Consider the following 22,968-nt stretch of genomic DNA (forward strand, 5'->3'; position numbering starts at 1 on the left):
TCGCTTGAGCCAAAGGCAGAAGCCGTTGCGCTCCCAATATAAAATCTTCACTCGGTTGCGGGGCTTGTTGAGGAAAACGAAAAGCACGGGGTCAAATACTGCGACTTTAATATCCAGCTCGACCAGCGCAGCCAAGCCGTCGATGGATTTTCGGAAGTCGACCGGCTTGGGGTACAGATACACTTTTTCGACTTTAGCATCGGGTCGCATCATGGCGAGCTGGCTCCTGAGGGAATCGGGAGCACAGCATCCGGGATCAGCTAAGCGCTTTGAATGTGGGGTTTATGGAGCGCTTACATTTCTTTAGCGTTACTACCACCGAGTATTTCGAGACCTCGCGACTTCAATGCCCCCCACAATTTCCGGCAACGAACGATTCGTGTATCCGGCTGCCGCGATGAATTTCCGACAAAAATCCAAATATCATTTTCAGGAGCTTTCTTAGAAACAAGATTAAAGATCAAGCTCAACACATCAACCAAGTAGCGACCTGAAGGCCCCGCATACAGAAAACTAGTTGCTGAGAGCGCCTCTCCCTTATGCCCTTGCGCATAGCTAAGGTTAACCACCTCATTAGCCACTGAAACATCAGGTGTAGTCACAATTCGAATTTCAATAGTCATAGTGATTACCAGCTTCGTCGTTTAAATGTGGACCTCTGTTCTGTGAGTTCCCTGCACCGAAATCATGACATCCCGCATCTTCGCGAACCCTTACCGTTCGAGTTCCGCCACCTGATGCTGGAACCTCAAACTATTAGAAAGGGGACAGATTTTTTTATTGTTTTAGCACCAACAAAAAAACACCCGACGCTTCTTCCAGACAAATAAATCCGTCCCCTTTTCCACCAAATAAGAACTAAATAAAGAGACAGATCTATTTCTTGTCCAGTAAGTTGCCCACGAAGCTTGGCGGCATTCGCTAAGCTTGCTGCGTCGCCTGCGCCTTTGCACCAACTAATCAGTGATAGCCGCTTCTACCTCTCCGCCCCGAATTATGACTCGCCCCCAATCGCCAGACAGAATATAAGCACCATCATCGCTAACAAAACTGTCTATATTTCCATAGTCCAAATCACCTGTACTATCTACAAACCCTATGAGTCTCCTATCAAGCCATTCGATAGAGTCCGCGCTAAAAAAACGCAACAAAACCTTGCGATAGCAATACTGCTCTCCGTTTTGTGGTTCTTCATATTGTGGGTGATTCTTAGTAAGAACAGCCTCCAGTTCAAAAGTCAGTGATCCTGCCACCTCATCAATTGACAAAACGTAGCTATCTTCGAGATAAAAATTTGAGAGAGATAAAATTTCATAATAGTTCATGTCGCTTCTCAAAGGTCGAAGTCAATTGAGGTGTGATTGTCTGGGCTTTTCCTAGTTACCGGATTACCAAAGGCATCGGTTCTTTGGCCTGTGGCATCCTTGAACTCAACATGTGGATCAGAACTTCCTGGCGCGCGCGAGCTACCTTGTTTGATTGTCACACGAGGAATGCCATTCTCGTCAACGTATTTGAGGGGGCCACCATCGGTCTGAGAGGGCTTCCAGCCTTGAGCCTTCGCGTACTCTTTTAACTCACTTGCTTTTGGCGTGCGACCGGCTTCAAAAATCTTATCAATGCCTTTTGCACCCTCTCCAAATCCATCAGCATCCTTGGAGATTCCATCCCCTTTTTTTACACCATTGCCAAGCGAATTGCCATTGGCGGCCTTACCCCACCCCTCGGTCAACATCGTATTGCCGAGGTTGAGCAACATCCCGGCCTTCTCAGAAACACTCAATACCCGCCCAGCGGCGTTGTCCATCCAAGACGTTTCTTTAGTCCAAGTGTCTAGATGAGCTTGCTCCGCAGTGGTCAACCATCCTTCTTGGATGTACTTGGCAAAGGCTAGTTGATCATCGGTAACAAAAGTGCCTCCCCACGCATCCATGCCTTGTGAAGGAATGGCAACCTTGCTCGGATCACCCACCATCAATCCATACATGTCATATGCGATGGAGGTTTTGAACAGGTTCAACAGGTCCTTTGCAACCGGATCGTCCATGGCGATGGTATTGGCTTGGATAGATTCGACGCATGCACGCGTCGTACAAGCGTCGATCAAGGCAGATCGCGCAGACGAAATTTTCTCGTATTGCGCTATCACCTCGCGAATTTTGGCCTCGCTGCAATTGCCACTCGCTTTGCAGTCTTTGATCTCATTCAAAAGCTTTTCAGCCGTTGGATGATCGAGGCTATTGAACTTTGTCGCCTGGGCGGCGACCCAACCGGATATCGCCTGATCCTTGTCCGAGCCGCCAGCAGCGGCAGTCACAGACAAACCGATCAGCTGTGAAGTCAGCGCCAGAAGCTGATCGTGTGCGTCGCCTTTAAAAATGGAATCGCCAATTGTGGCAACAAATGCCTCATTAGCCCCGGCGGCCAGAGCGCCCATTTTGAAATCACCGCCAGCCAACTCTGCGATCAGCCCACCCACCAATGCATGTGCTGCAACTTTTGCAGGGAGTCCTGAAAACTCCAGCTGGGTCCCAAGCTTGTTATAGAGAGAGGCCGACAATGCGTCGGCAACACTGCCTATGGCAGCTTGAGCCAGTGCGTCTTTGAGGCTGCCGCCATTGAGCGCTGCGTTTGCCGAAGCGGCGAAGCCATTTTCAGCCAAGGTGTATCCGGCATACTTGGTGAAACCGTCCAGCTCACCCAATGCGAAACCATGAGTGGCCTTGCCCGCGCCTTCGGCAGTCACGCCAAATGCTTTGTCTAGGACACCCGCCGCAAAGCCCGCTACCAGCCCGCTAACCACATACCCTTTTAGGCTCTCCGAAGAGGTCACATCCTTGAGCGTGGCACCCAAGTTGCCCTTGTTGTTGATCCCGCTGATGGCTGCCTGCGATAAAACGGCCGAGAAACTCGCCGTTGCAGCAGCCGCTGCTGCGGCGCCAATAGTTGCTGCCGTGGCTGCTGACATACCAGCGGCCAACGCGGCAGTTTGTGCTGCGGCGGAAGCGGAACTTGCAAGAGCTGCGGCAGTGCCCGAGCCAGCAGTCAAGACAGTGACAATGATAATGATCGCCAGCATCGCCCCTTGACCGAGCCCGGAGTTGCTGTACTCGTAAGAGTCGTGCACCTCCTGAATTAGCTGCCAATCCACGTCCCCACGCTGCTCAGCATCTTTCAGCCAGACCATTTGCGGGTCGGCTGCCACCATCGCATCAATGGCCTGGCTCACCGTCTGCTGATTGACTTGCTTGAGGTCAATATGCAGCCCATTTACCGCATTTATTGCGACATTGCCCTGCGCGGCTAGCACGCTTTGGCGCAACGTTTCATCGGTGCTGCCCTTGCCTGACATCGACATCCACGCGAGGTTGGTATCACTCTTTTCGTGACTTTCCTGATGCGTATCTTTCACTGCCTCAAACGTAATGCTGCCGCCGCTGTCCAGCGTCAGGTCTCCGCCGCTGTTGAGCTTGGCGCCCTGGTAACGCTGATCGCCACCGCTGACTAGGGTCAGGTCGCCGCCTGTGGTGATTTGGCTCCCGATGTTTTTCACATCAGTCACCTCATCACGCTGGGTCTTTTTACTGCCCCAACCACCGCTTTTTTTCATGTCATACAGCGAGTAGTCGCGGTCTTGTGCGGCCAGCAGTTGCAGGTCGCCGTCGGCGTGCAGGTAGGCTTCTTTGCCGGCGCTGATGTCGCTGGCGATCAGGGTCATGTCCTTGCCGGACTTGAGGGTGAGTTTGCCGCCCGCATCCAGTGAGGTGCCGATCTGGCTGACCTGGTCTTCCTGGCGGGTTTCCTTTTTGTCCTTGAAGTAGCTGTGTTGTTCGTCGGCGGCGGTGGCGAACAGCAGGTCGCCCTTGGCGTCTATCGTCACGTCGCCTTTGGCGTCGAGCTTGCTCGCCACCACGGTTACGTCGCCGCCGGCATTGACGGTCAGGTCCCCGCCCGCACTGACGCTGGCGCCGTGCTGGGTGAGGGTTGAGTCGAGGAAGTCGGTACGGCTGTCGGAATGGCGCTCTTCCACGGCGGTGATGCTGACGTCGCGCTTGGCATCGATGGCCATGTCGCCACCGCTTTTCAACACACCGCCGGTGTTAAGAACGTCGCGCCCGGCGTTGATCACCAGTTTGTTGGCGGCTTCGATGCGGGCGGCGCTGTCCACGAAGTCGCGCGCGTGGCTGTAGTCGCCGACGCTGCTGTCGTGGGAGGTCACCGTGCGCTCGTTGACGACGTCGCCGTTCGTGGCGCTGAGCGTTACGTCTCGCCCGGCAATGATGCCCCCCGCCTTGTTGGTCAGGTTATTGGTGGCGAGCAAGTCCAACCGTTCCCCGGCCTCCACCAACCCGCTGCTGACCAGGTCTTTTTTGGCCGTTGCCTCCAGGTTCTGGCTGGCGCGCAGGGTGCCGGCGTTGTTCAGGTCTTTGCCCGCGATCAGGGTCACGTCGCTGCCCTGGATCAACGCGCCGTTGGCGGCGAGGCGGTTGTTGGCGTTGGCCAGGTACAGCACCGGCACCAGGACTTTTTCGCCATTCACTTCGTGCTCTTCGAGCCAGACGATGTCGTGGGTCAGCGCCGCGACTTGCTGTGCGGTGAGGGTGACGCCGAGGCTGAGGTTCAACGCGTCCTTGCTGGCGATGGCGTTGTTCATCAGATACTTGAAAACCGCCTCGTCCGAGGTCTGGCCGTCGATGAAGCGCTGGCCGGTGCGGGCGACCACGGCTTGCTGGATCAGTTTCTGTTCGAAGAGGCCATCGCCCAGGCGCTTGGCGCTTTGATCAGGGTTGTAACCCAAGCCTTGGAGCAGGTAGTCCGAGCTCATGAATTGCTTGAGGTCGGTCAGTACCGGGTTGGTTTCGATCAGGTACTTGTGCGGCTGGGATTTGCCGGCGTTGCTGGGCAGGCCCTGGACGCGGTTTATCGTAAAGGTCCTACACCAACCTCGGAATCAGGCACCTTGCACCGCTGGAACGATGAAGCTTATAGTCCGCCCGTCGCCCCAATGGCGATTCAGGTTTGGCGACCTGATCATAGAGAATGCGAAGGCTATCGGCTTAATTGCAGGTTCCGACGCACCCGCAAAGCCGCTATTTATGGCGGCTGTGCGCGGGAGATCTTCGGATCTGCCGGTTTTCTCTATGCCGGTTCGCCAACCTGCGCACAGCTGCCACCTAATCGTTTGGCGACGACTGAGTGACGGCATTGGCTCATCAAAATAGAGATTTTCAAATGAATCGATACATGCCCCTCACCGGAATCGACCTGATCCCGGCATCACTACTCATCGACACCCAAGCGCCATTGGATGTCCTGCAAGCAATGGCGGATTACCGTATTCGCACGGTCACTCAGGTGCTGGAGAACATCGCCTTTCGCGCAGAAATCGGCTGCGACACCGTCGTGCTATCTGACTTCTCAAAATTGCTCGCCATACCGTTGCGCGATGGCTGTGATTTGATGGATGTGATTGGTCGGCGGTTGCGGGCGCAGGCTGCGGAGTGAATGAAAGCGGGCGACCTGTAGGTCGCCCGTTTTATATGGCTCATACAAAAAACCTGACAGTCTCGGTTCTTTGATTTGTCGTACGAAAAATCGGAGATTTCTCAGGGAGAGATTTATTTTATGGGCAAACGCAGTAAATAAATTGGCAGTAAATAAATTCGTCCCCTTTTCTCGTTGGAATCGGCCTGGTCGTATCGAGCCGCGAGCCATAAAACGAAGACCTCAAGCCTACCCCTTGCTGACCAAACCACGTCGGTCAGCAAGGGCAGATGTCAGGAAAAATGGGCACCCAAAACATGTTAAGTAAGTGCCATTCAGATCTGTCCCCTTTACGCTTCTTTACGCTTATTTGCGCTCCCGACTCTTGGCTTTCCTATGACTGAGTTATCAATTGCTTTTGCACCAACTTATTCGTGAGAAGCTAAACTCTTAGTCGCCTGATGCAAAGCAGTCATAAGGTCTTCAAGTTTGAAATTCCATTTTCCTCCCTCAACAGGGGGATAAATTTCTATTTCAATTGGTCTTCCTGGCTCATGTGATACCTCAGCCAACTGACTCGACCCCGCCCAAATCTCGAATACACAATTCTCTCGATCTGGGGGGCTTGTTATCACAGTAGATAAAAGATTCATGGCTTCGGCGGCTCCAATAAACCAATAAATTTTCCATTCGAATCGTAGCGAAGCCCACGGCCATCGGGGGCAAGCACATCCATGACCTTCCCAAATCTACCGGTGTCTTTATAGGTTACGGTGGTCGCCGGATTGCTCAAGATCTCGTCAGCTATTTTTTGACCTTGGGCGTTGATTTCAGAAGGGCTTCCTTTAACGCTAGGAAACGCACTGCCTTCACGACTGCCGTGTTTTTGGAGTGCTCGACCAGCTAATGACAGTTGTCCTGATTTATCGGCCGGATCAAGCAGTTTTCCTGCATTCGACAAATCATCAATGTTTTTCCCAGCGAACGCACTACCTTTTGCACCATCAAATTTTAGGCACTATCGCAAAAAGCCCCTCCGGCATTAAGTAGCTAAAAATATAACTCTTTGCCTTATCTGAACTGCGCTTAGAAAAAACAGAATCAGACTCATCGGGGCCTTGGTCGCAGTACCAACTGTCGTACGTCTGCTCAGCTTTCTCGCCAACCAATTGATATACATCCCCTCCAAGAATCGCAATTCCGAAAGCATCGAGTTCATAAATAGCATGTAAAGCGTCATCACGACCTAGGGCCCAGTTCCGCACCCCCAAATGGTCTAGAGATATACCTCTACTTAGAATAGGATCAATTTGCTCCGACCATATAATACTCATAGATCACTCCGCCGAGGTCGGTTTGAATAGTCGATGATTGATTGACCCGTCCGACTCCTTTATGAACTCGAAAACGCCTTGTTTCCCACGATACTCACCTGGAATTTTCAGCATGTCTCTTACCACACCATCTCCCCTGTGATCTTCGTCACCTGTCCGGCCCCTTGGAAAGTTGTGACACTTTCCGGGAATCCATGAAGATCGCCAGTCTTGATCTGACCTAACACTTTATCTGTGTATTTCGTACCTGCAAAGAAATCATCCGCTACCGCACTTCCGCCTTTTGCACCATCAACTACAACCGCACCGTCCTTCTTAACCCCCGAAACCAGAATCGAAGCCCCAGTCCCCTCCAGGTACTTCCCTGTCCCCTTGAGCAACGCGATTTCCAGCGCGGCCTTAGCGGCCTCAGTCCCATAGTCGCGAAGCGGGTTCACATCACCAGGATAGGTAGCACTGTCAAAAGACGCGAGAACCTTACTTCCTTGAGTGTAATCGTAGGGGGCAAACAACTGCCCCGTGGCCTGCCATCCATCAACAAAGGAGGCCGCGCCACCCAATCCCGAGAACGCAGGTATAGCGCAACCAACTCCGGTCACACAAGCCGGTGTGGTGAGTATCGCACCACCGAAACCGGCAGCAGCTCCTATTGCTCCAAGTACCGCCCGGCTGGCGCGTGCTGACTGTTTGAGATCCTTATCGTTAAGCAGCAGGTCGTCATTGACCTGATCCCATTTCGAGTATTCGTCATAGGCACCGGTAGCGAACAGCGCAATCTGAGCGTCCTTGAAACCTTTCCCATCAGTTTCAAGCGTTTTGATCGCCTGATAGTTCGGGTCATCCACCGGTACCGAGGCGGCGCAATGAACCAAGGCACACGCGGCCGCTTTGAGTTCATAGGCCTTCTCTGGCGACTCTTTTTGTAACCCCTCAAGCGCAACGGTTTCTTTTTGATGAAGCTGACGATTGTATTCGTCAGCCATCAGTGCCACCCATGAGGCTTTCTCGACGTCACCGCCAGCCAGTCCGGCAGCCGTCAAACCGACGATCTGAGAAAACGCTTGCCGTAGCTCAGGCTGGGCATCGAAGGTGGCATTGAGTACTCCAGCCAAGGCTTGGCTGGCACCTGCTGCGATGGCACCGGTCTCGAAGTCGCCACCGGTTGCGCTGGAAACCGCCCCCCCCATTAACGCGTGCATGACAGTGCGAGCAATACCGCCTTCGGCCCACATAGCCATGCCTGCGGTATCACCCGAGCTCTTCGCGATCTGCCAGTGTTCCTGAGCATAACCACCGACAAAATTGAACGCTGTGGCCGCAACGACGTTCCCGGCTTGAGAAATCAGTCCTTCTTTTAGGTTCTGGCTGAGGCTTCCCCCACCAATGGCTGTGTTGATAGCACCAGCCGCAACGCCCTGAGCCCCGGCATGCAGGGCAAAGCCACCAATTCCCTGAAGCGTACTTAGATCAAAACCTTTTGTGAGGTTGTTGAACGGCACCGTATGGCCGCCGAGCATGGGATCGATAACGCCTTGAGTAAAGCCCGCCGTAGCACCGGCGATGACGGCATTCTTTAGACTGTTGCTGCTGAATGTGTCTTTAAAGGCCGCTCCCAAATTGCCCTTGTTGTTGATCGTGCTGACTGCCGCAGTGCTAGCCATTGAGGTCAACATGCCCGCCGCGATCACGTTACCCAGTCCCGCCGTAGTGGCAACGGTGGCAGCAGTAGTCGCCGTTGCGGCAGTGGCTACCGAAGCCGCCGCCATGGTCCCGCCGGCAGTGGCACCCATTGCCGTACTCGCAGAAGCCACCGCAGCACTGGCTGCACCCGCCGTCAGGACAGTGACAATAATGATGATCGCCAGCATCGCACCCTGGCCCAGGCTGGAGTTGCTGTATTTAAAGGACTCATGTGTCTCCTTGATCAGCTGCCAATCCACATCCCCACGCTTCTCGGCGTCTTTAAGCCATGCCAGTTGCGGATCTGCCTGCACCATTGCATCAATGGTCTGGCTCACCGATTTCTGATCGATCTGCTTGATATCGATCTTGAGGCCGTCGACTGCCTTGATAATCAATTGCCCCTGAGCCACCAACTGGCTTTGGCGCAAGGTCTCGTCGGTATTGCCTTTACCCTTGGCGCTAGTCCACGCCAAGTCGCCATCACTCTTGGTATGGCTCTCGTCATGCAGGTCTTTCACCCCTTCAAAAACAATCGCCCCACCACTGTCCAGCGTGATGTCCTTGCCACTCTCCAGCTTCGCCACCTGATAGCGCTGATTCCCACCACTGGACAACGTCAGGTCGCCACCGGATTTGATCTGCGTACCGATGTGGGTGACCTGCGTCACCTCATCGTGCTGGGTTTTTTTACTGCCCCAGCTGCCACTTTTTTCCATGTCGTATAGCGAGTAGTTGCGGTCCTGTGCGGCCAGCAGTTGCAGGTCGCCGTCGGCGTGCAGGTAGGCTTCTTTGCCGGCGCTGATGTCGCTGGCGATCAGGGTCATGTCCTTGCCGGACTTGATAGTGAGCTTGCCTCCCGCATCCAGTGAGGTGCCGATCTGACTGACGTGGTCTTCCTGACGAGTTTCCTTTTTGTCCTTGAAATAGGAATGCTCTTCATTGGCGGCAGCACCGAAGAACACATCGCGTTTGGCCTCGAGAGTTACGTCGTCCTTGGCGTCGAGCTTGCTCGCGACCGCCGCAATATCGCGGCCGGCATCGATTGTCAGGCCGGCACCGGAACTGACCTCGGCCCCGTGCTGGGTGAGGGTGGAGTCGAGGAAGTCGGTACGGCTGTCGGAGTGGCGCTCTTCCACGGCGGTGATGCTGACGTCGCGCTTGGCATCGATGGTCATGTCGCCACCGCTTTTCAACACACCGCCGGTGTTAAGAACGTCGCGCCCGGCGTTGATCACCAGTTTGTTGGCGGCCTCGATGCGGGCGGCGCTGTCCACGAAGTCGCGCGCGTGGCTGTAGTCGCCGACGCTGCTGTCGTGAGATGTCACCGTGCGCTCGTTGACGACGTCGCCGTTCGTGGCGCTGAGCGTCACGTCCCGCCCGGCAATGATGCCCCCCGCCTTGTTGGTCAGGTTATTGGTGGCGAGCAAGTCCAACCGTTCCCCCGCCTCCACCAGCCCGCTGCTGACCAGGTCTTTTTTGGCCGTCGCCTCCAGGTTCTGGCTGGCGCGCAGGGTGCCGGCGTTGTTCAGGTCTTTGCCCGCGATCAGGGTCACGTCGCTGCCCTGGATCAACGCGCCGTTGGCGGCGAGGCGGTTGTTGGCGTTGGCCAGGTACAGCACCGGCACCAGGACTTTTTCGCCATTCACTTCGTGCTCTTCGAGCCAGACGATGTCGTGGGTCAGGGCCGCGACTTGCTGTGCGGTGAGGGTGACGCCGAGGCTGAGGCTCAACGCGTCCTTGCTGGCGATGGCGTTGTTCATCAGGTACTTGAAAACCGCCTCGTCCGAGGTCTGGCCGTCGATGAAGCGCTGGCCGGTGCGGGCGACCACGGCTTGCTGGATCAGTTTCTGTTCGAAGAGGCCATCGCCCAGGCGCTTGGCGCTCTGGTCGGGGTTGTAACCCAAGCCTTGGAGCAGGTAGTCCGAGCTCATGAATTGCTTGAGGTCGGTGAGGACCGGGTTGGTTTCGATCAGGTATTTGTGCGGCTGGGATTTGCCGGCGTTGCTGGGCAGGCCTTGGACGCGGTTGATGGTGACCGGCGTAGACGATGCACCGGCGGTGACTTTGCCGCCGCTAAGCGTCCAGCTCTGCGGGCCGGTCGAGGTCGGGGCGCTGATGCCTTCCTGGCTCAGACGGAACATCCCGTTCTGGCCGGTGGGTAGGCTGAAGCCGGGCAGATCCACCGGGTTGACGTGCTGTTGGGCAAGATCCGGCGGCAGTTGCGCGTTGATAGTCACCGGCGTGGAGAAGCCGTTGCCGGAACCCGTCTCAGTGTTGGTCTTTCCGCCAGCGACGTAGCTGTAATAAGGACGCACCACGCTGTTGTCGATGGTCTGCGTCGCGTTGAGGGAAATGTTGCCGCCGGCCTGAATCACCGCATCATAGGAACTGCCGGAACCCGCTACCGTGGTGGTGCTTTCGGTCAGCATGCCGCCGCCCAGCAAACTGATGAAGTAGCTCAGGTCGGATTCGACCGTGGCCGAGGGGGCTGGGCTGTTTTTCTGATTGAACTCAGCCGCTGCAGGCACCGAGGCAAAGATCTGGTCGACGTAGTTCCAGAATGTGCGTTTGGTGATGATGTCCTGCTCTTGCAGGCCGGTGTTATTGATCGTGTCGGCAGTGACAGTAATGTTGCCTGTGGACGCGATGGTGCTGCTGGTGTTGTTCAACACCTGAGCGTTGATCGTCATGTCGTCGCCGCTGGTCAGACTCGCAGCCTCGCTGCTGTCAGAGACCTTCAGGCGGTCGGTCTCGGCAATCTCCCAATGGCCGTTACGACGAGAACCGCTGCGGAAGTCGCACCCCGCAATCGGGATCAGGTTGCAGTCCAGCTCAGTGATAACCACCGAACTTTTCTCATGCGCGGTGTATTCCAGAATGTCCCGAACGTTGTTCACGGTCAGGGCATTGATGGTCAGGTCCTGCGCGCTGTAGATATCGCCGGAACGGTTGTCCAGCAAGTCGGCCTTGCCGCTGTCACGGTCCCGGCCAATGTGCACGTTGCTCAGGCCATAGACCTGGCCATAGGCGTTGGTGAAGCTGGACAGCAGCAGCCGCATATCGCCGCCGCTGGTAATCAGGCCGCGACTGTTGAGCAGTGCGCCGGTGGTGAGGGTCAGGTCGTTACCGGAACCGATCGTGCCGTAGTTGTTAAGGTTGGCGGCGGTGATGATCAGGTCGCCGCTGGAGGTCAAACGGCCTTGGTTGTTCAACTCGCCATTGATGTTAACCGTGGTGTTGCCACCACCGGCGATGCTGGTCGCCGCGTTGAGGGTCAGTTGATTGGCTTTGAGCGTCAGATCACCGAGGCTGCTGAGGCGACCATTGCCGCTGTAGTTGCCCCTCAGGGTCAGATCGAGTTTGCCATCGCTGGCGATCAAGCCATCGTTGTTCCAATTGCCGCCATTGCCGGTCAACTGGCTGCCGGCCAACAACTGGCCGCCGGATGTCTGATTGAGGCTGTTGACGTTGACGGTCAGGCGATCGGCCTGGATCACACTGCTGTTGGTCCAGCCGTCGGCGTTGAGCGTCAGGCTGCCACGGGTGACGAAGGTGCCGCCGGCGCTGCCGATTTGACCTGTCGCGATATCGAAAATACCGGTACCGACGTGCAGCACGTTGCCGCCGATGTTGAGAAGGCCTCCAGCGCCAAGGCTCAGATCAGTGTTGGCGCTTTCGACAGTGCCGCTACTGTTGTCGAACACGCCACCAATGCTGAACGCTGTTTTGCCGGCAGTGCCCAGTGCGCGCAACTGGCCGGTCTGGTTATCCACACTACCGGCGCTGATGCTCAGGGTGCTGGTGCTTTCAATGATCCCTTTGCGGTTGTTCAAGGCGCCGCGCAGGCTGAGGTCGATCTGTTTTGCGCCGACCTGGCTGTCGGCGTCGCCGTTGTTGTAAAAGTCCTTGCCCGAGACACTGACGCGCCCCAGCGCAAACAGGCCGCCATTGCGGTTGTCGAAGTTGCCGTTGGTGCCGGTGTCGACGATGGCATCACCGGTTTGCGCGGTGATTCGCCCGCCATAGTTGTCGAGGCCGGCCAGCGCCTTGAGGTCCAGGCTCTGGGCCTGAATGATCCCACCCTGACGGTTATTGTTCAGGTCATAGCCGTTGCGCAGTACCCCAGAGATATGGCTACTGAACGCACCTTGCAGGCTGGAGAGCACACCGCCACGGCTGTCGAGGCTGGCGGCGGTGATGTCGAGGTTGCCGCCCTTGGCGACAATGCGTCCGCTTTGGTTGTCGATGGCACCGATGGTTTTCACCGTCAGATCGCCCTGGCTTTGCATTATGCCCTTGGCGTTATCGAGGCTGGCGGCGTCGAGCGTCAGTCCTGCGTCACTGCTGAAGATCTGACCGCCCGCGCTGTTCTGTACGGTGCCGCTGGCGGTAATGGTCAACGAATCACTGGCCGCGACAGTGCCGCCATTGCGGTTATCGAGGCCTCCGGTCAACAGGCTCAGCAAACCCTGGCTTGCAAGCTGGCCGCCCTGGTTGTCGATCTGCTGCGCGTGATTAATCACCAGTGGGCCGTTGCTCACCAGTTTGCCGTTGGTATTGGTCAGGGTGCCGAGCAGATCGAGGGTAATCGCGCCATTGCCGGCCAAGGTACCGGCGCTGTTGTTCAGATGGGTGCCGGTGAAACTGATGTCGTTTTGGGCATTGATGGTTGCATTGGCGTTGCTCAGGGTTTGAGCCTGAATATCCAGAGCGGCGCCGCTGTCGATCAAACCGCCTTGGGCGTTATTCAGTGTTCCGGCAATCACGAACGTTTGCGCACCGGCACTGGAAAGAATGCCGTTGTCACTGTTGTCGAGGCTGGCCGCCGTGACCTTCAACGTACCGTTACTGGCCAGGGCGCCGGCGTTGCTGTTACGCACAGCGCCGGTAAGGTCCACCAGCACGTCACCGTCGCGGCTCGACAAGGTGCCATGATTGCGGTTGTCGAGGCTGCCGCCCAAAAGGCTCAGGCTTTGCCAGCCGGAAATCAGACCATTGAGGTTAGTGGTGTCATCGGCAGTAAGGTCCAGTTGCTGGCGGCTGATGAGCTTGCCGTCGCTGTTGTCCAGGTTGCGGCCCTTCAGCGTGTAGCTTTGGCTGCTGGAGAGTTCACCGCCACGGTTGTTCAAGTCCCGCAGGTTGCGGATGCTCAGTTGCCCGGCGGTGGTGATCAGGCCGTTGGCGTTGTTCAGGTCGCCCATGGCGCCGCTGAAGTCGATGGTAATGGCGCTGCCGAGCAACGATCCGCCGTTCTGATTGTTCAAACTCGCCGCGTTGATGTTCAGGTTTTGAGTAGCGTTGATCAGCCCGTTGTCCTGATTATCGAGCTGGCCGGTGACCTGAAGATCGAGGTGGGTGCGGCTGGTAAGGGTGCCGTCGTTGTTGTTCAGGCTACCGGCCTGTACATCGACGCTTTGCGCCGCGATCACGCCTTTAACGTTGGTCAGGGACTGCTGCACGCGCAGGGTCACGGCCTGGTTGCCGAGCAGTTTGCCGTTGCTGTTGTCGAGGCTATCGGCCGCCAGCGTGAACGCTTGGGCACTGGAAATTTCGCCGTTGCGGTTGTCCACCTGCGCGAGGTTTTTTAGCACCAGCAACGGGGCGTTAATCAAACCGTTCTGGTTGTTCAGCTCGCCGTGATTCAGATCCAGCGCCAACGACGTAGCGCTGGTGAGCTGCCCACCATCATGCTGATCGAGACTGACGACACTGGCGGTCAGCGCTTTGTTGCTGGCGATCCGCCCCCCGCTGCTGTTATCGACCTTGCCGGCGTTAAGGCTCATGGCGTCGAGGCTGGTCAGTTTTCCACCCTGATTGTTAACCGCCGCCGTGGCGGTGATGCTCAAGGCCTGACCGGCGTTCACCAACCCTGCCACGTTATCCAGCGTCGTCATGCGCAACGTCGCGGCGGCCAGGCTCGAGAGTTCGCCAGCGCGATTGTTCAGGTAACCAAGGGTGGCGTTGAGACTACCGGTACTGGTAATCAGACCGTTGCCATTGAGCACCTGATTGGCAACGAGATTGAGACTGCCGTTACTCAACACCCGACCTTTGTTCTGGTTATCCAGGGTCCCGGTGGTGATGTTGGCAGTTTGCCCAGCGCTCAGCGTACCGCCCTGGTTCGTCACGGTCTGCGCGGTATTCACGGTGAGATTGCGACTGGCAACCACGCTTTTGCCGCTGTTGTTGAGATTCTGCGCGCTCAGGCTCACATCACCCGTGGCGTTACGGCTGGTGTCAGCGTTAACACCGGCCTCGATGATGCCGCTGTTGGTCAACTGGCCGCCGGCACTCAGGGCGATGCTGTCCCGGGCCGCAAGGGTTTGCTGGTTCGTCAGGTTGCCTTGGGTTTGAACGCTGATGGCACTGCCGGCATAGACCGGTCCCTGGGTGTCGAGGCTCGCAGCTTTGACGTTGACTGCACCGGCGGCAGCGGTCTGCGCCAGGCTCAGATGACCATTGGCATCGATCTGGATGTCACCACCACTGGCCGCCAGGTTACCGGCCAGTTTCACCCCGACCCCGGCTTCAGTGCCGACCAGTTTGATCGCCCCGGCGTACATGCCGCCCAGCGCCGAACTGTCGATGGCCAGTTGTGGTTTGGCGCTGCCGTCATCGGCGCGCGCGGTAGCGTTGAGGGTCTGTGCGTTGACGTCGTTGCGGCCGGCCACAATCGTCAGGTTTTTCGCCTGAATCTCGGCGTTGATCTTTGCGCTGCGGGTGATGATTTCGAAGCTGTCGACGTTGTTGGCGTTCAGCCCGGCGCCGTCGATGGTGACGCTGCCTTGATCCACCTGAAAGCGATCCAGACGTCCGTTATCCAGCACCGGTTTGCCAGTGGTCAGGGTCACACGCGGGGTGTTGATGAAACCGCAACCGTTGCAACTGATGCCGTACGGGTTGGCAACAATTACCCGGGCCGACTGCCCCGCCACTTCGGTGTAACCGCGCAATTGGCTCGGGCTGCCACCGACCACTTCGTTGAGGATGGTTTGTGCCGCAGCCCGGTTGGTCATGTTCGGGTTGCCGACGATGATGCCGCCCAACTGCGTCGCACCGGTTTGCGCGGCGACGTTGTTGAGGATGACGCCCTGGGTGCCGACGTTGTAATCAACGAACTGGTTATGCGATAGCCCCGTGCCATTGGGCGTGGCAATGTTGACGATCGGCACGCCATTGCCCGCCTGAGCGAGACTGGTGCCTGGGGTGGCCACGACGATGCCGTCGGCCTGCGCCCACATCGGTTGCCAGAACATCACGTTCGCCAACAGAAACGCCAGTCCGCGCTTGGGCATGCCCAAGAAGTGCTCGCGGGTTTTCACGGCGGCAGAAGGCTGACGGCTCAGAAAGGCGAATTGGCGGGCGTCCATGTCAAAAGTCTCGATGAGGCGAAATTAGAGAAAGAAATCCATGCGGAAATAGATCGGCGCTTCGCGCTCGACCAGGGTGTCCGGACGTTCCAGGGAATGGGAAAAGGTCACGCTGGCCGCCACGTGCTGGCCGCGAGCAAACAGCTCGATGGAGTTGCTGGACATGCGCCCGTGCTGATCGCCGTTGTAACGGCCATGGGTGATTACACCTTGGTCGTAACCGAGGCTGGTGCCGTATTCGGCGAACACCGGACGCAGCCATTCCAGGGTGAACGGACGGCTCCAGCGCAGGTCGTTACGCCAGTAACCACCGCTGTCGCCGGACAAGGATTGATCCTTGTAACCCCGGATCGACGACAGCCCGCCGAGGCTGGTGCGTTGCGGGCTGAACAACACGTCTTCACTGTGCTGGCCGGTCATCAGGCTGCTGAAGCTGAATGACTCACCCCAGACCTTGAACGGCTGCAGGTAGCTCGCGGTCGCGGTGTATTTGCGGTAGCGGGCGTCGGGTTCGCCGGGACCCGGATGGTTATCGCCCTGAGCGTCGAACGCCCCGATCCCCTCTTGCATCCCGAGGTCGAGGTTGACGAATGCATTGCCGATTCGCCGACCATGGTTGATGCCGAATTGCGCTTCGCTGATGCGGTTACTGCTCAGCTTGAGCTTGCTGTCTTCAATGAAGTTGTTGGTGCGTAAGTACGACAGACCGGTGCTGAGCGAGGTCTTGCTCACGGCATCGCGATGGATCACCCGGTCGGCGTACAGTTGATGGTTTTCGCTGTCGCCGGTCTGTTTGAAGTTGAAGCCGTTGGCTTGGGCCAGGGAGCGATAGTCACTCTGGCTGTAGGTGTAGCTGAAGTTCCACCAGCCCCACGGCAAGCTGTAATTGAGCAGCGCGTTGCTGGAGGTGTGCTGGTGATCACTCACCGCATCGTGACCGCCGCGCAGATTCAACTGATCGGCCAACCCCAGCGGACTGTCCCAATCAAACGTCGTGCCCCACTGCTGCTCGCCGGTGCTTTTCTGACCGTCGTTGCTGCGTGACAACCCGACACGCCAAGGCTTTTGCGGGGTGTTCTTGACCAGTACTTCACTGCCGCCGACGTTCTTGCCCGGCGCCAATTCCATCTGTGCCTGATTGGAGGGCAAGCGGTTGAGTTGATCGACCAGCTGCTCGATTTCACGCAGGTTGACCAGCTCGCCAGTCTTGCCGGGGAAAGCCATGCCCAACTCGCGTTCCGACAGATTGCTGCCGTCCGCGCCTTTCAAGCCTTCAAGCTTGCCCTCAACGACCAATACCTTCAGATGCCCGCCGGACAAATCCTGCTGCGGTAAGTAAGCCCGGCTGGTGACCAGGCCTTTTTCGATGTAGTGATCGGTGATGACTTTCAGCAAATCGTTGAGCTGGGTAACGCCCAGGCATTGGCCGATGTAAGGCTTGAGCAGGCGATTTTTCTCGCTGGCGGAAAGGCTGTCGGCGCCTTTGAGTTCGATGTCCTGAATCGGGAAACAGCGGGTGTCGGCAGGCGCCGTCGGGGCAGCCGGCTTCACTTGCTTGCCGGGTAACTCCTTAAGTTCCTCAAGGCGACGACGTTGCTCTTCGAGTAGGCGTTCCTGACGTTCGCGGATGAGATCGGTGTCACCGGGGGTGGTGGCAGCATTGGCCAGGTTTAGCGGAGAAAGGCACAGCAAAGCCAGGCACAACCTCGCCACAAGGGCGGGTGAATACATGTTCGATCCCTCGAAACTAAAAGTGATAGCAAAATAGTGGCGCGATATTAGAGAGCCATCATTCTGACGTCAAATAATGGATCCACATCAAAAAGACAGGCGACGAACGGTAGCGATTAAATCGGGCGCTTCCGATCAGAGCGCAGGAAGTTTCCTGATACGGGGGAGAAAAGCGCTGGGTGGAGACGCGGTATTTCTCAGGACGAACTTGTCCTACAACTGAAGGCTTCTGAACTTTCCAAATCTCACAGCCTCAACCGATTAACCGCCCAACACGGAACCCGAGGCCTCCCATGAAAACCCTTCTGACGCTTACCCTCGCCACCACCCTCGCCTGCGCCCTCCCCGTTTGGGCCTGCACCCCCGAGGAAGCCACCGCCAAGCGCGAGCAACTGGCCAAGGAAGTGGCCAAGCTCACCGAGCAGAATCCGACCAAAGCCAAAGAGATCAACGCCGAGTTGCAGAAGATGGACCTGGGCACAGCGAGCAAGGATTTGCCGGACAAATGCCAGTTGATCGACCAGCGTATGAAAGAGCTGGAGACGGCGGACAAGAAAGCCGAAGGCTGATTAACCGATAAATCCCGCGCATAAAAAAACCGGACATCAGTCCGGTTTTTTGGGGTCACGACAACGGCTTATTCAGCCGCTGGCGCTTCCGGCTTGCGGCGCTTGAGCGGTGCCATGCCGTCCTTGCTGACCAGCGACAGGGCGTCGGTCTTCGGGCGGTTGGCGATTTTGCGCTTGGTCGGTGCCTTGGCGCCGGTTTTCTTCTTGTCGCCCTTGGCGTCGACTTTTTTCTTCTTCACGCCAACGGCTTTGCCCGACGCCTTGACCTTTTTCGGTCCGCCGTAGGTGCCTTTGACTTCCTTGATCGTGCGGCGCTCGAAGCTCTGCTTGAGGTAGCGCTCGACGCTCGACATCAGGTTCCAGTCGCCGTGGCAGATCAGCGAGATCGCCAGGCCTTCGTTGCCGGCACGGCCGGTGCGACCGATACGGTGAACGTATTCGTCGCCGCTGCGTGGCATGTCGAAGTTGATCACCAGGTCCAGGCCATCCACGTCCAGGCCGCGTGCGGCGACGTCGGTGGCGACGAGGATTTTCACGCCGCCCTGCTTCAGGCGATCGATGGCCAGCTTGCGATCTTTCTGGTCTTTGTCGCCGTGCAGCACGAACGCTTTGTATTCCTGCGCCACCAGACGGCCGTAGATGCGGTCGGCCATGGCACGGGTGTTGGTGAACACGATGGCCTTCTGATAGGTCTCGTTGGCCAACAGCCAGTTGAGGATCTGCTCTTTATGCACATTGTGGTCAGCGGTGATGATCTGCTGACGGGTGGTCGCGTTCAGGTCGCTGACGTTGTTGACCTGCAGGTGCTCAGGGTTGTTCAACACCTTGGCCACCATGTCGCGCAGGCCCGAACCGCCGGTGGTGGCGGAGAACAGCATGGTCTGCTGGCGATTGGTGCATTCGGCGACCAGACGCTGCACATCATCGGCAAAGCCCATGTCGAGCATGCGGTCGGCTTCGTCGAGGACCAGCACTTCAACTTCTTTCAAGTCGAGGTTACCGGCGTTCAGTTGCTCGATCATCCGGCCCGGCGTACCGATCAGGATGTCCGGCACCTTGCGCAGCATGGCGGCCTGGACCTTGAAGTCTTCACCGCCGGTGATCAGGCCGGACTTGATGAACGTGAACTGGGCGAAGCGCTCGACTTCCTTGATGGTCTGCTGAGCCAGCTCGCGGGTTGGCAGCAGGATCAGGGTCTTGATGCTGACGCGGACTTTGGCCGGGCCGATCAGACGGTTGAGGATCGGCAGAACGAAAGCAGCGGTTTTGCCGCTACCGGTTTGCGCAGTCACCCGCAGGTCACGCCCTTGGAGCGCCAGCGGAATAGCCGCTGCTTGCACTGGCGTTGGCTCGACAAATTTAAGCTCGGCCACGGCTTTGAGCAGGCGTTCGTGCAGGGCGAATTGGGAAAACACGGGTGCTACCTCGAAGAAATGCAAAAAAACAGCTGCATAGGGTAACGGTTTCGAGCGCTCAGGCCGAGTTTCTTTACGAAAACGACGATAAACAGTGGCTTTTTGTTGCCTGATTTGTCTTCAAACGTCATCCAAACCCTCTTAAATGCTCTAATCGCCCGATCGCGTCCTTCAGGCGAATCGTTTTAGCCCATGGATATCAAACAGCTCTGGCTCAACGTCCAGGACCTTTGGGGTGCCCTCGATCAGCACCCACTTGTGCATTCAAGCCTGGCGCTGATGCTGTTATTGGTCATTGCGCTGGTCCTCGGACGAGTGGCGCGTTAGCTCATTCTTCTCGCGACCAAAATGCTCGGCCGCCCACCGGCGCTGCACTGGATCAGTGACTTTCGGCACACTAAGGTTTTCCATCGCCTGGCCCGGATGACCCCGTTGCTGGCGATCCAGTCCGGTTTGCACCTGGCGCCGTAACTGAGCAAGACCAGCCTGAATTTCCTCGGCAATGTCGCGCTGGCATTCACCCTTCTGTTCATGCTGCTGGCGTTCAGCGCCCTGCTCAGTGCCTTGCTGGACATCTACGCGCGCACCGAACACGCCCGCACCCGCTGCAGGCAACCTGATTCGTCGAAGGTGTTTCAGCGGACATCGCGCTCATTCAAGCCGATTGAACCTAGCTGAAACCCAAACCTCGGATATTGAAACCACCTTGGGTGAACCTATGAAAATAGAGGACACGTTACTGCGCCAGCGTAAGGTGCTTGCCAAGTTTGGTGAGCTCGCCCTGGTGTCAGATGACCTTGAACACATCCTGGACGAGGCATGTCGATTAGTCGGTGAGGCACTTGAAACCAACCTCGCCAAATTCATGCTGCTCGAAGAAGACGGCATCACGTTCTTCGTGAGAAATGGTGTGGGCTGGTCACCCGATGTGGTCGGGAAGGTTCGGGTACAAGCATGCGAAGGCAGTCCCGAAATATTCTCGCTCAACACCAATGCTCCCGTCATTTCGACAGATATTTCAACGGAATCACGATTTCGGTATCACGATTTTCAAAAGAACAATGGGGTAAAAGCCTTCGTCAACGTTCTCGTCCACGGCGCCAACGGAGAACGTCCTTTCGGAATATTTGAGGTGGACAGTCGAATTCCTCGTCAGTTTACGCAGAGCGATATCGACTTCCTCCGTGGATACAGCAATCTGCTGGGTGCGGCTTTGAAACGCTTCAAAACCCTGGACGCCATGCGCTCGACAGAAAAGCGCCTGCGTGAAAGCGAAAGGCATTACCGCATTGCAGCGGAGCTCAATCCACTTTGGCCTTGGACTGCTGACAAGGGCGGTAACCTCATTTCTATAGATCCGCGTTGGCACGAGTACACCGGTCTGTCGCTTGAGCAGACATTGGAACGTCAATGGGCCAATGCCGCGTATGAGGCGGATCAGGTATCAATCGCCGCTCTTTGGGATCAATCTCTGGGCACACTGCAGCCTTTTGATCTACAAGTCCGATTTCGAAAACACACTGGCGATTACCGTTGGTTTAGAGTCCGTGCACTGTGCAGCCTAGACAGCACCGGAAAAAGCGAACAATGGTACGGCACCATCGAGGACATAGAAGACAGGGTGCAACTGGAGAATGCGTTGCGTGACTGGAACGATTTACTTGAAGAACGCATTGGAGAACGTACCCAACAACTGGAAGTGGAGCAACGAGAGCGCGCGGTAACGGAATCCAAGTTGAGGCAAAGCCAAAAAATGGAAGCGGTCGGGCAGCTTACCGGCGGAATTGCCCACGACTTCAACAATCTGTTAGCCGGTATCATCGGTAGCTTGGAGTTGATGCAACGACGCATTGATGCGGGTCGCTACGACGATTTGGCCCGATACAATTCAGTGGCCTTAACCTCGGCATCTCGCGCGGCGGCCTTAACGCAACGACTGCTTGCATTCTCCAGGCAGCAATCACTCGAGCCTGAACTCCTTGATCCTCGAAAAGTAATAGCCGATCTTGAGGAAATGATTCGGCGTTCAGTAGGGCCGAGCATCATTGTCGAGTGCTCATTCAGAACGACCGACCGGATAAGGTGTGACCTTAACCAACTGGAAAACGCGCTGCTTAATCTCGCAATCAATGCACGGGATGCAATGCCCAATGGAGGCAGGCTCGAGCTTCAGGTTGATCGATGCGTTATCGATAAAGCATCTTCGTCCGACAAAATGATGCCGCCTGGATCATATGTGAGCATTTGCGCCACAGATACCGGAACAGGAATTAGTCCTGACATTTTGTCGCGTATCTTCGACCCATTCTTCACGACCAAGAAGCTGGGCGAAGGTACCGGGCTGGGTCTGTCAATGATATATGGCTTCACTCAGCAATCCGGTGGTCAGGTCAGAGTCCACAGCAGCTTGGGTATCGGCACCACTGTGAAGTTGTATTTTCCGGTAGATGATTCGCAGCCAGAAGATTCAAAAGTAGATATCGGCGACACTCAGCAGCTAGAGTCATCGGGAAAGAATGAAACCATATTGCTGGTGGACGATGAAGCGGCTATCCGGCAAATGGCGTCGGAGCTTTTGTCCGAAATTGGCTATCGCGTCATTGAAGCAGTGGATAGCGTTTCTGCAATTAAACAGGCAGAGAAGCTGGAACACCTGGATTTGCTCCTGACCGATGTAGGCTTACCAGGATTGATGAACGGGATCAGTCTGGCTGCGGAACTCAAGAAGCAATACCCGCTGCTCAAGGTGCTTTTCATCACTGGGTTTGCTGGCGGTTCGCGACTGGTCTCGGTTGATAGGACAACCCGATTACTGACCAAACCCTTCAGTCTGAATGAGCTCACTTCGCGAGTGCATTCATTGCTAAACACTCCTTCAGATTGCAGCTAACGACCACGCTAGATTGCGGTGTTGTACAACTCGCCTGTCAAGCAGGGTCGAGGTGCCTTGCTGACGAATGGTGACCCATTGCCCAGGCAACCCCACGTCAAGCCAAATCGGTGATTCTCAATAACGGTTTTCCAAACCCATCAAAAAGCCGGCGCAGATTTTGCTGTTTTAACTGCCATTACACAGGCAATAAAAGTATGCGTCCGGCCAACACACCTTCCTGACCCCAACGCTTAGGGCGATGGTGGACACCTATTTAAGTGGACACCATTTCTAGCCCATCAAGCGGATTGCCATGCAACAACGACACTCTTACCCCAAATCCTTCAAAGCCCAGGTCGTCCAGGAATGTTTGCAGCCCGGTGCGTCCATCGCAAGCGTCGCGCTGGGCCACGGCATCAACGCCAATCTGGTGCGCAAATGGATACCGCTTTACCGTGACCTAGGCGGTAAAAACCTGCCAGCTTTCATCCCATTGACGTTAGATCCGAA

The 22,968-nt window shown here is 56.5% G+C and carries 13 protein-coding genes and 1 pseudogene; 5 read left to right on the top strand and 9 right to left on the bottom strand.

Translation table 11 applies throughout. From position 1 onward, the window contains the following. The 4 genes from tnpB to EAH78_RS31730 form a co-directional block, all read right to left on the bottom strand. The coding region (gene tnpB, locus EAH78_RS31715) for an IS66 family insertion sequence element accessory protein TnpB (protein ID WP_240051946.1) at window positions 1-213 on the bottom strand (213 nt) is incomplete at its 3' end. A gap of 80 nt (window positions 214-293) precedes the next feature. Next, window positions 294-623: a hypothetical protein gene (locus tag EAH78_RS31720; RefSeq protein ID WP_140672265.1), complete on the bottom strand. Its 330-nt coding sequence runs from the start codon at window positions 621-623 to the stop codon at window positions 294-296. Window positions 624-956: 333 nt separating this feature from the next. Continuing rightward, on the bottom strand, window positions 957-1,325 hold the full coding sequence (locus tag EAH78_RS31725) for a hypothetical protein (RefSeq protein WP_140672267.1): 369 nt from the start codon (window positions 1,323-1,325) through the stop codon (window positions 957-959). A gap of 8 nt (window positions 1,326-1,333) precedes the next feature. Continuing rightward, window positions 1,334-4,825 (bottom strand): DUF637 domain-containing protein, encoded by a 3,492-nt coding sequence (locus EAH78_RS31730; protein ID WP_240051962.1) that lies wholly within the window; start codon window positions 4,823-4,825, stop codon window positions 1,334-1,336. Between the two features lie 407 nt (window positions 4,826-5,232). Between EAH78_RS31730 and EAH78_RS31735 the strand changes: the two genes are divergently transcribed. Further along, a complete protein-coding gene (locus EAH78_RS31735) occupies window positions 5,233-5,505 on the top strand; it encodes a hypothetical protein (RefSeq protein ID WP_129442062.1) in 273 nt (90 codons plus the stop codon). Between the two features lie 628 nt (window positions 5,506-6,133). Here EAH78_RS31735 and EAH78_RS31745 read toward each other — a convergent pair. From EAH78_RS31745 to EAH78_RS31765, 4 genes are all read right to left on the bottom strand, one after another. Further along, window positions 6,134-6,445 (bottom strand): hypothetical protein, encoded by a 312-nt coding sequence (locus EAH78_RS31745; protein ID WP_140672274.1) that lies wholly within the window; start codon window positions 6,443-6,445, stop codon window positions 6,134-6,136. A 43-nt stretch (window positions 6,446-6,488) separates the two neighbouring features. Then, window positions 6,489-6,818, bottom strand: a complete 330-nt coding sequence (gene imm40, locus EAH78_RS31750) for an Imm40 family immunity protein (protein WP_140672277.1) — start codon at window positions 6,816-6,818, stop codon at window positions 6,489-6,491. A 119-nt stretch (window positions 6,819-6,937) separates the two neighbouring features. Continuing rightward, window positions 6,938-15,871, bottom strand: a complete 8,934-nt coding sequence (locus EAH78_RS31760) for a DUF637 domain-containing protein (RefSeq protein ID WP_240051963.1) — start codon at window positions 15,869-15,871, stop codon at window positions 6,938-6,940. Window positions 15,872-15,895: 24 nt separating this feature from the next. Next, on the bottom strand, window positions 15,896-17,602 hold the full coding sequence (locus EAH78_RS31765) for a ShlB/FhaC/HecB family hemolysin secretion/activation protein (RefSeq protein ID WP_140672279.1): 1,707 nt from the start codon (window positions 17,600-17,602) through the stop codon (window positions 15,896-15,898). Window positions 17,603-17,895: 293 nt separating this feature from the next. Between EAH78_RS31765 and EAH78_RS31770 the strand changes: the two genes are divergently transcribed. Then, on the top strand, window positions 17,896-18,171 hold the full coding sequence (locus EAH78_RS31770; protein WP_140672281.1) for a hypothetical protein: 276 nt from the start codon (window positions 17,896-17,898) through the stop codon (window positions 18,169-18,171). A 68-nt stretch (window positions 18,172-18,239) separates the two neighbouring features. Here EAH78_RS31770 and EAH78_RS31775 read toward each other — a convergent pair whose 3' ends face one another. Beyond that, on the bottom strand, window positions 18,240-19,586 hold the full coding sequence (locus EAH78_RS31775; RefSeq protein ID WP_140672284.1) for a DEAD/DEAH box helicase: 1,347 nt from the start codon (window positions 19,584-19,586) through the stop codon (window positions 18,240-18,242). A 192-nt stretch (window positions 19,587-19,778) separates the two neighbouring features. Between EAH78_RS31775 and EAH78_RS31780 the strand changes: the two are divergent. The 3 genes and pseudogenes from EAH78_RS31780 to tnpA form a co-directional block, all read left to right on the top strand. Beyond that, window positions 19,779-20,192 (top strand): annotated as a pseudogene (locus EAH78_RS31780) (mechanosensitive ion channel family protein); the annotation flags it as partial. Window positions 20,193-20,304: 112 nt separating this feature from the next. After that, window positions 20,305-22,476 (top strand): ATP-binding protein, encoded by a 2,172-nt coding sequence (locus EAH78_RS31785; protein WP_140672286.1) that lies wholly within the window; start codon window positions 20,305-20,307, stop codon window positions 22,474-22,476. A gap of 295 nt (window positions 22,477-22,771) precedes the next feature. Further along, the coding region (tnpA, locus tag EAH78_RS31790) for an IS66-like element accessory protein TnpA (protein WP_140669774.1) at window positions 22,772-22,968 on the top strand (197 nt) is incomplete at its 3' end.

Source organism: Pseudomonas arsenicoxydans, from assembly GCF_006438915.1.
GTDB classification, from domain to species: domain Bacteria; phylum Pseudomonadota; class Gammaproteobacteria; order Pseudomonadales; family Pseudomonadaceae; genus Aquipseudomonas; species Aquipseudomonas arsenicoxydans_A.

What these genes read in the sequence shown, in the direction of transcription:
- EAH78_RS31720 (WP_140672265.1), bottom strand. Translation starts at nt 623, where the DNA reads ATGACTATTGAAATTCGAATTGTGACTACACCTGATGTTTCAGTGGCT.
- EAH78_RS31725 (WP_140672267.1), bottom strand. Translation starts at nt 1,325, where the DNA reads ATGAACTATTATGAAATTTTATCTCTCTCAAATTTTTATCTCGAAGAT.
- EAH78_RS31730 (WP_240051962.1), bottom strand. Translation starts at nt 4,825, where the DNA reads ATGAGCTCGGACTACCTGCTCCAAGGCTTGGGTTACAACCCTGATCAA.
- EAH78_RS31735 (WP_129442062.1), top strand. Translation starts at nt 5,233, where the DNA reads ATGAATCGATACATGCCCCTCACCGGAATCGACCTGATCCCGGCATCA.
- imm40 (WP_140672277.1), bottom strand. Translation starts at nt 6,818, where the DNA reads ATGAGTATTATATGGTCGGAGCAAATTGATCCTATTCTAAGTAGAGGT.
- EAH78_RS31760 (WP_240051963.1), bottom strand. Translation starts at nt 15,871, where the DNA reads ATGGACGCCCGCCAATTCGCCTTTCTGAGCCGTCAGCCTTCTGCCGCC.
- EAH78_RS31765 (WP_140672279.1), bottom strand. Translation starts at nt 17,602, where the DNA reads ATGTATTCACCCGCCCTTGTGGCGAGGTTGTGCCTGGCTTTGCTGTGC.
- EAH78_RS31770 (WP_140672281.1), top strand. Translation starts at nt 17,896, where the DNA reads ATGAAAACCCTTCTGACGCTTACCCTCGCCACCACCCTCGCCTGCGCC.
- EAH78_RS31785 (WP_140672286.1), top strand. Translation starts at nt 20,305, where the DNA reads ATGAAAATAGAGGACACGTTACTGCGCCAGCGTAAGGTGCTTGCCAAG.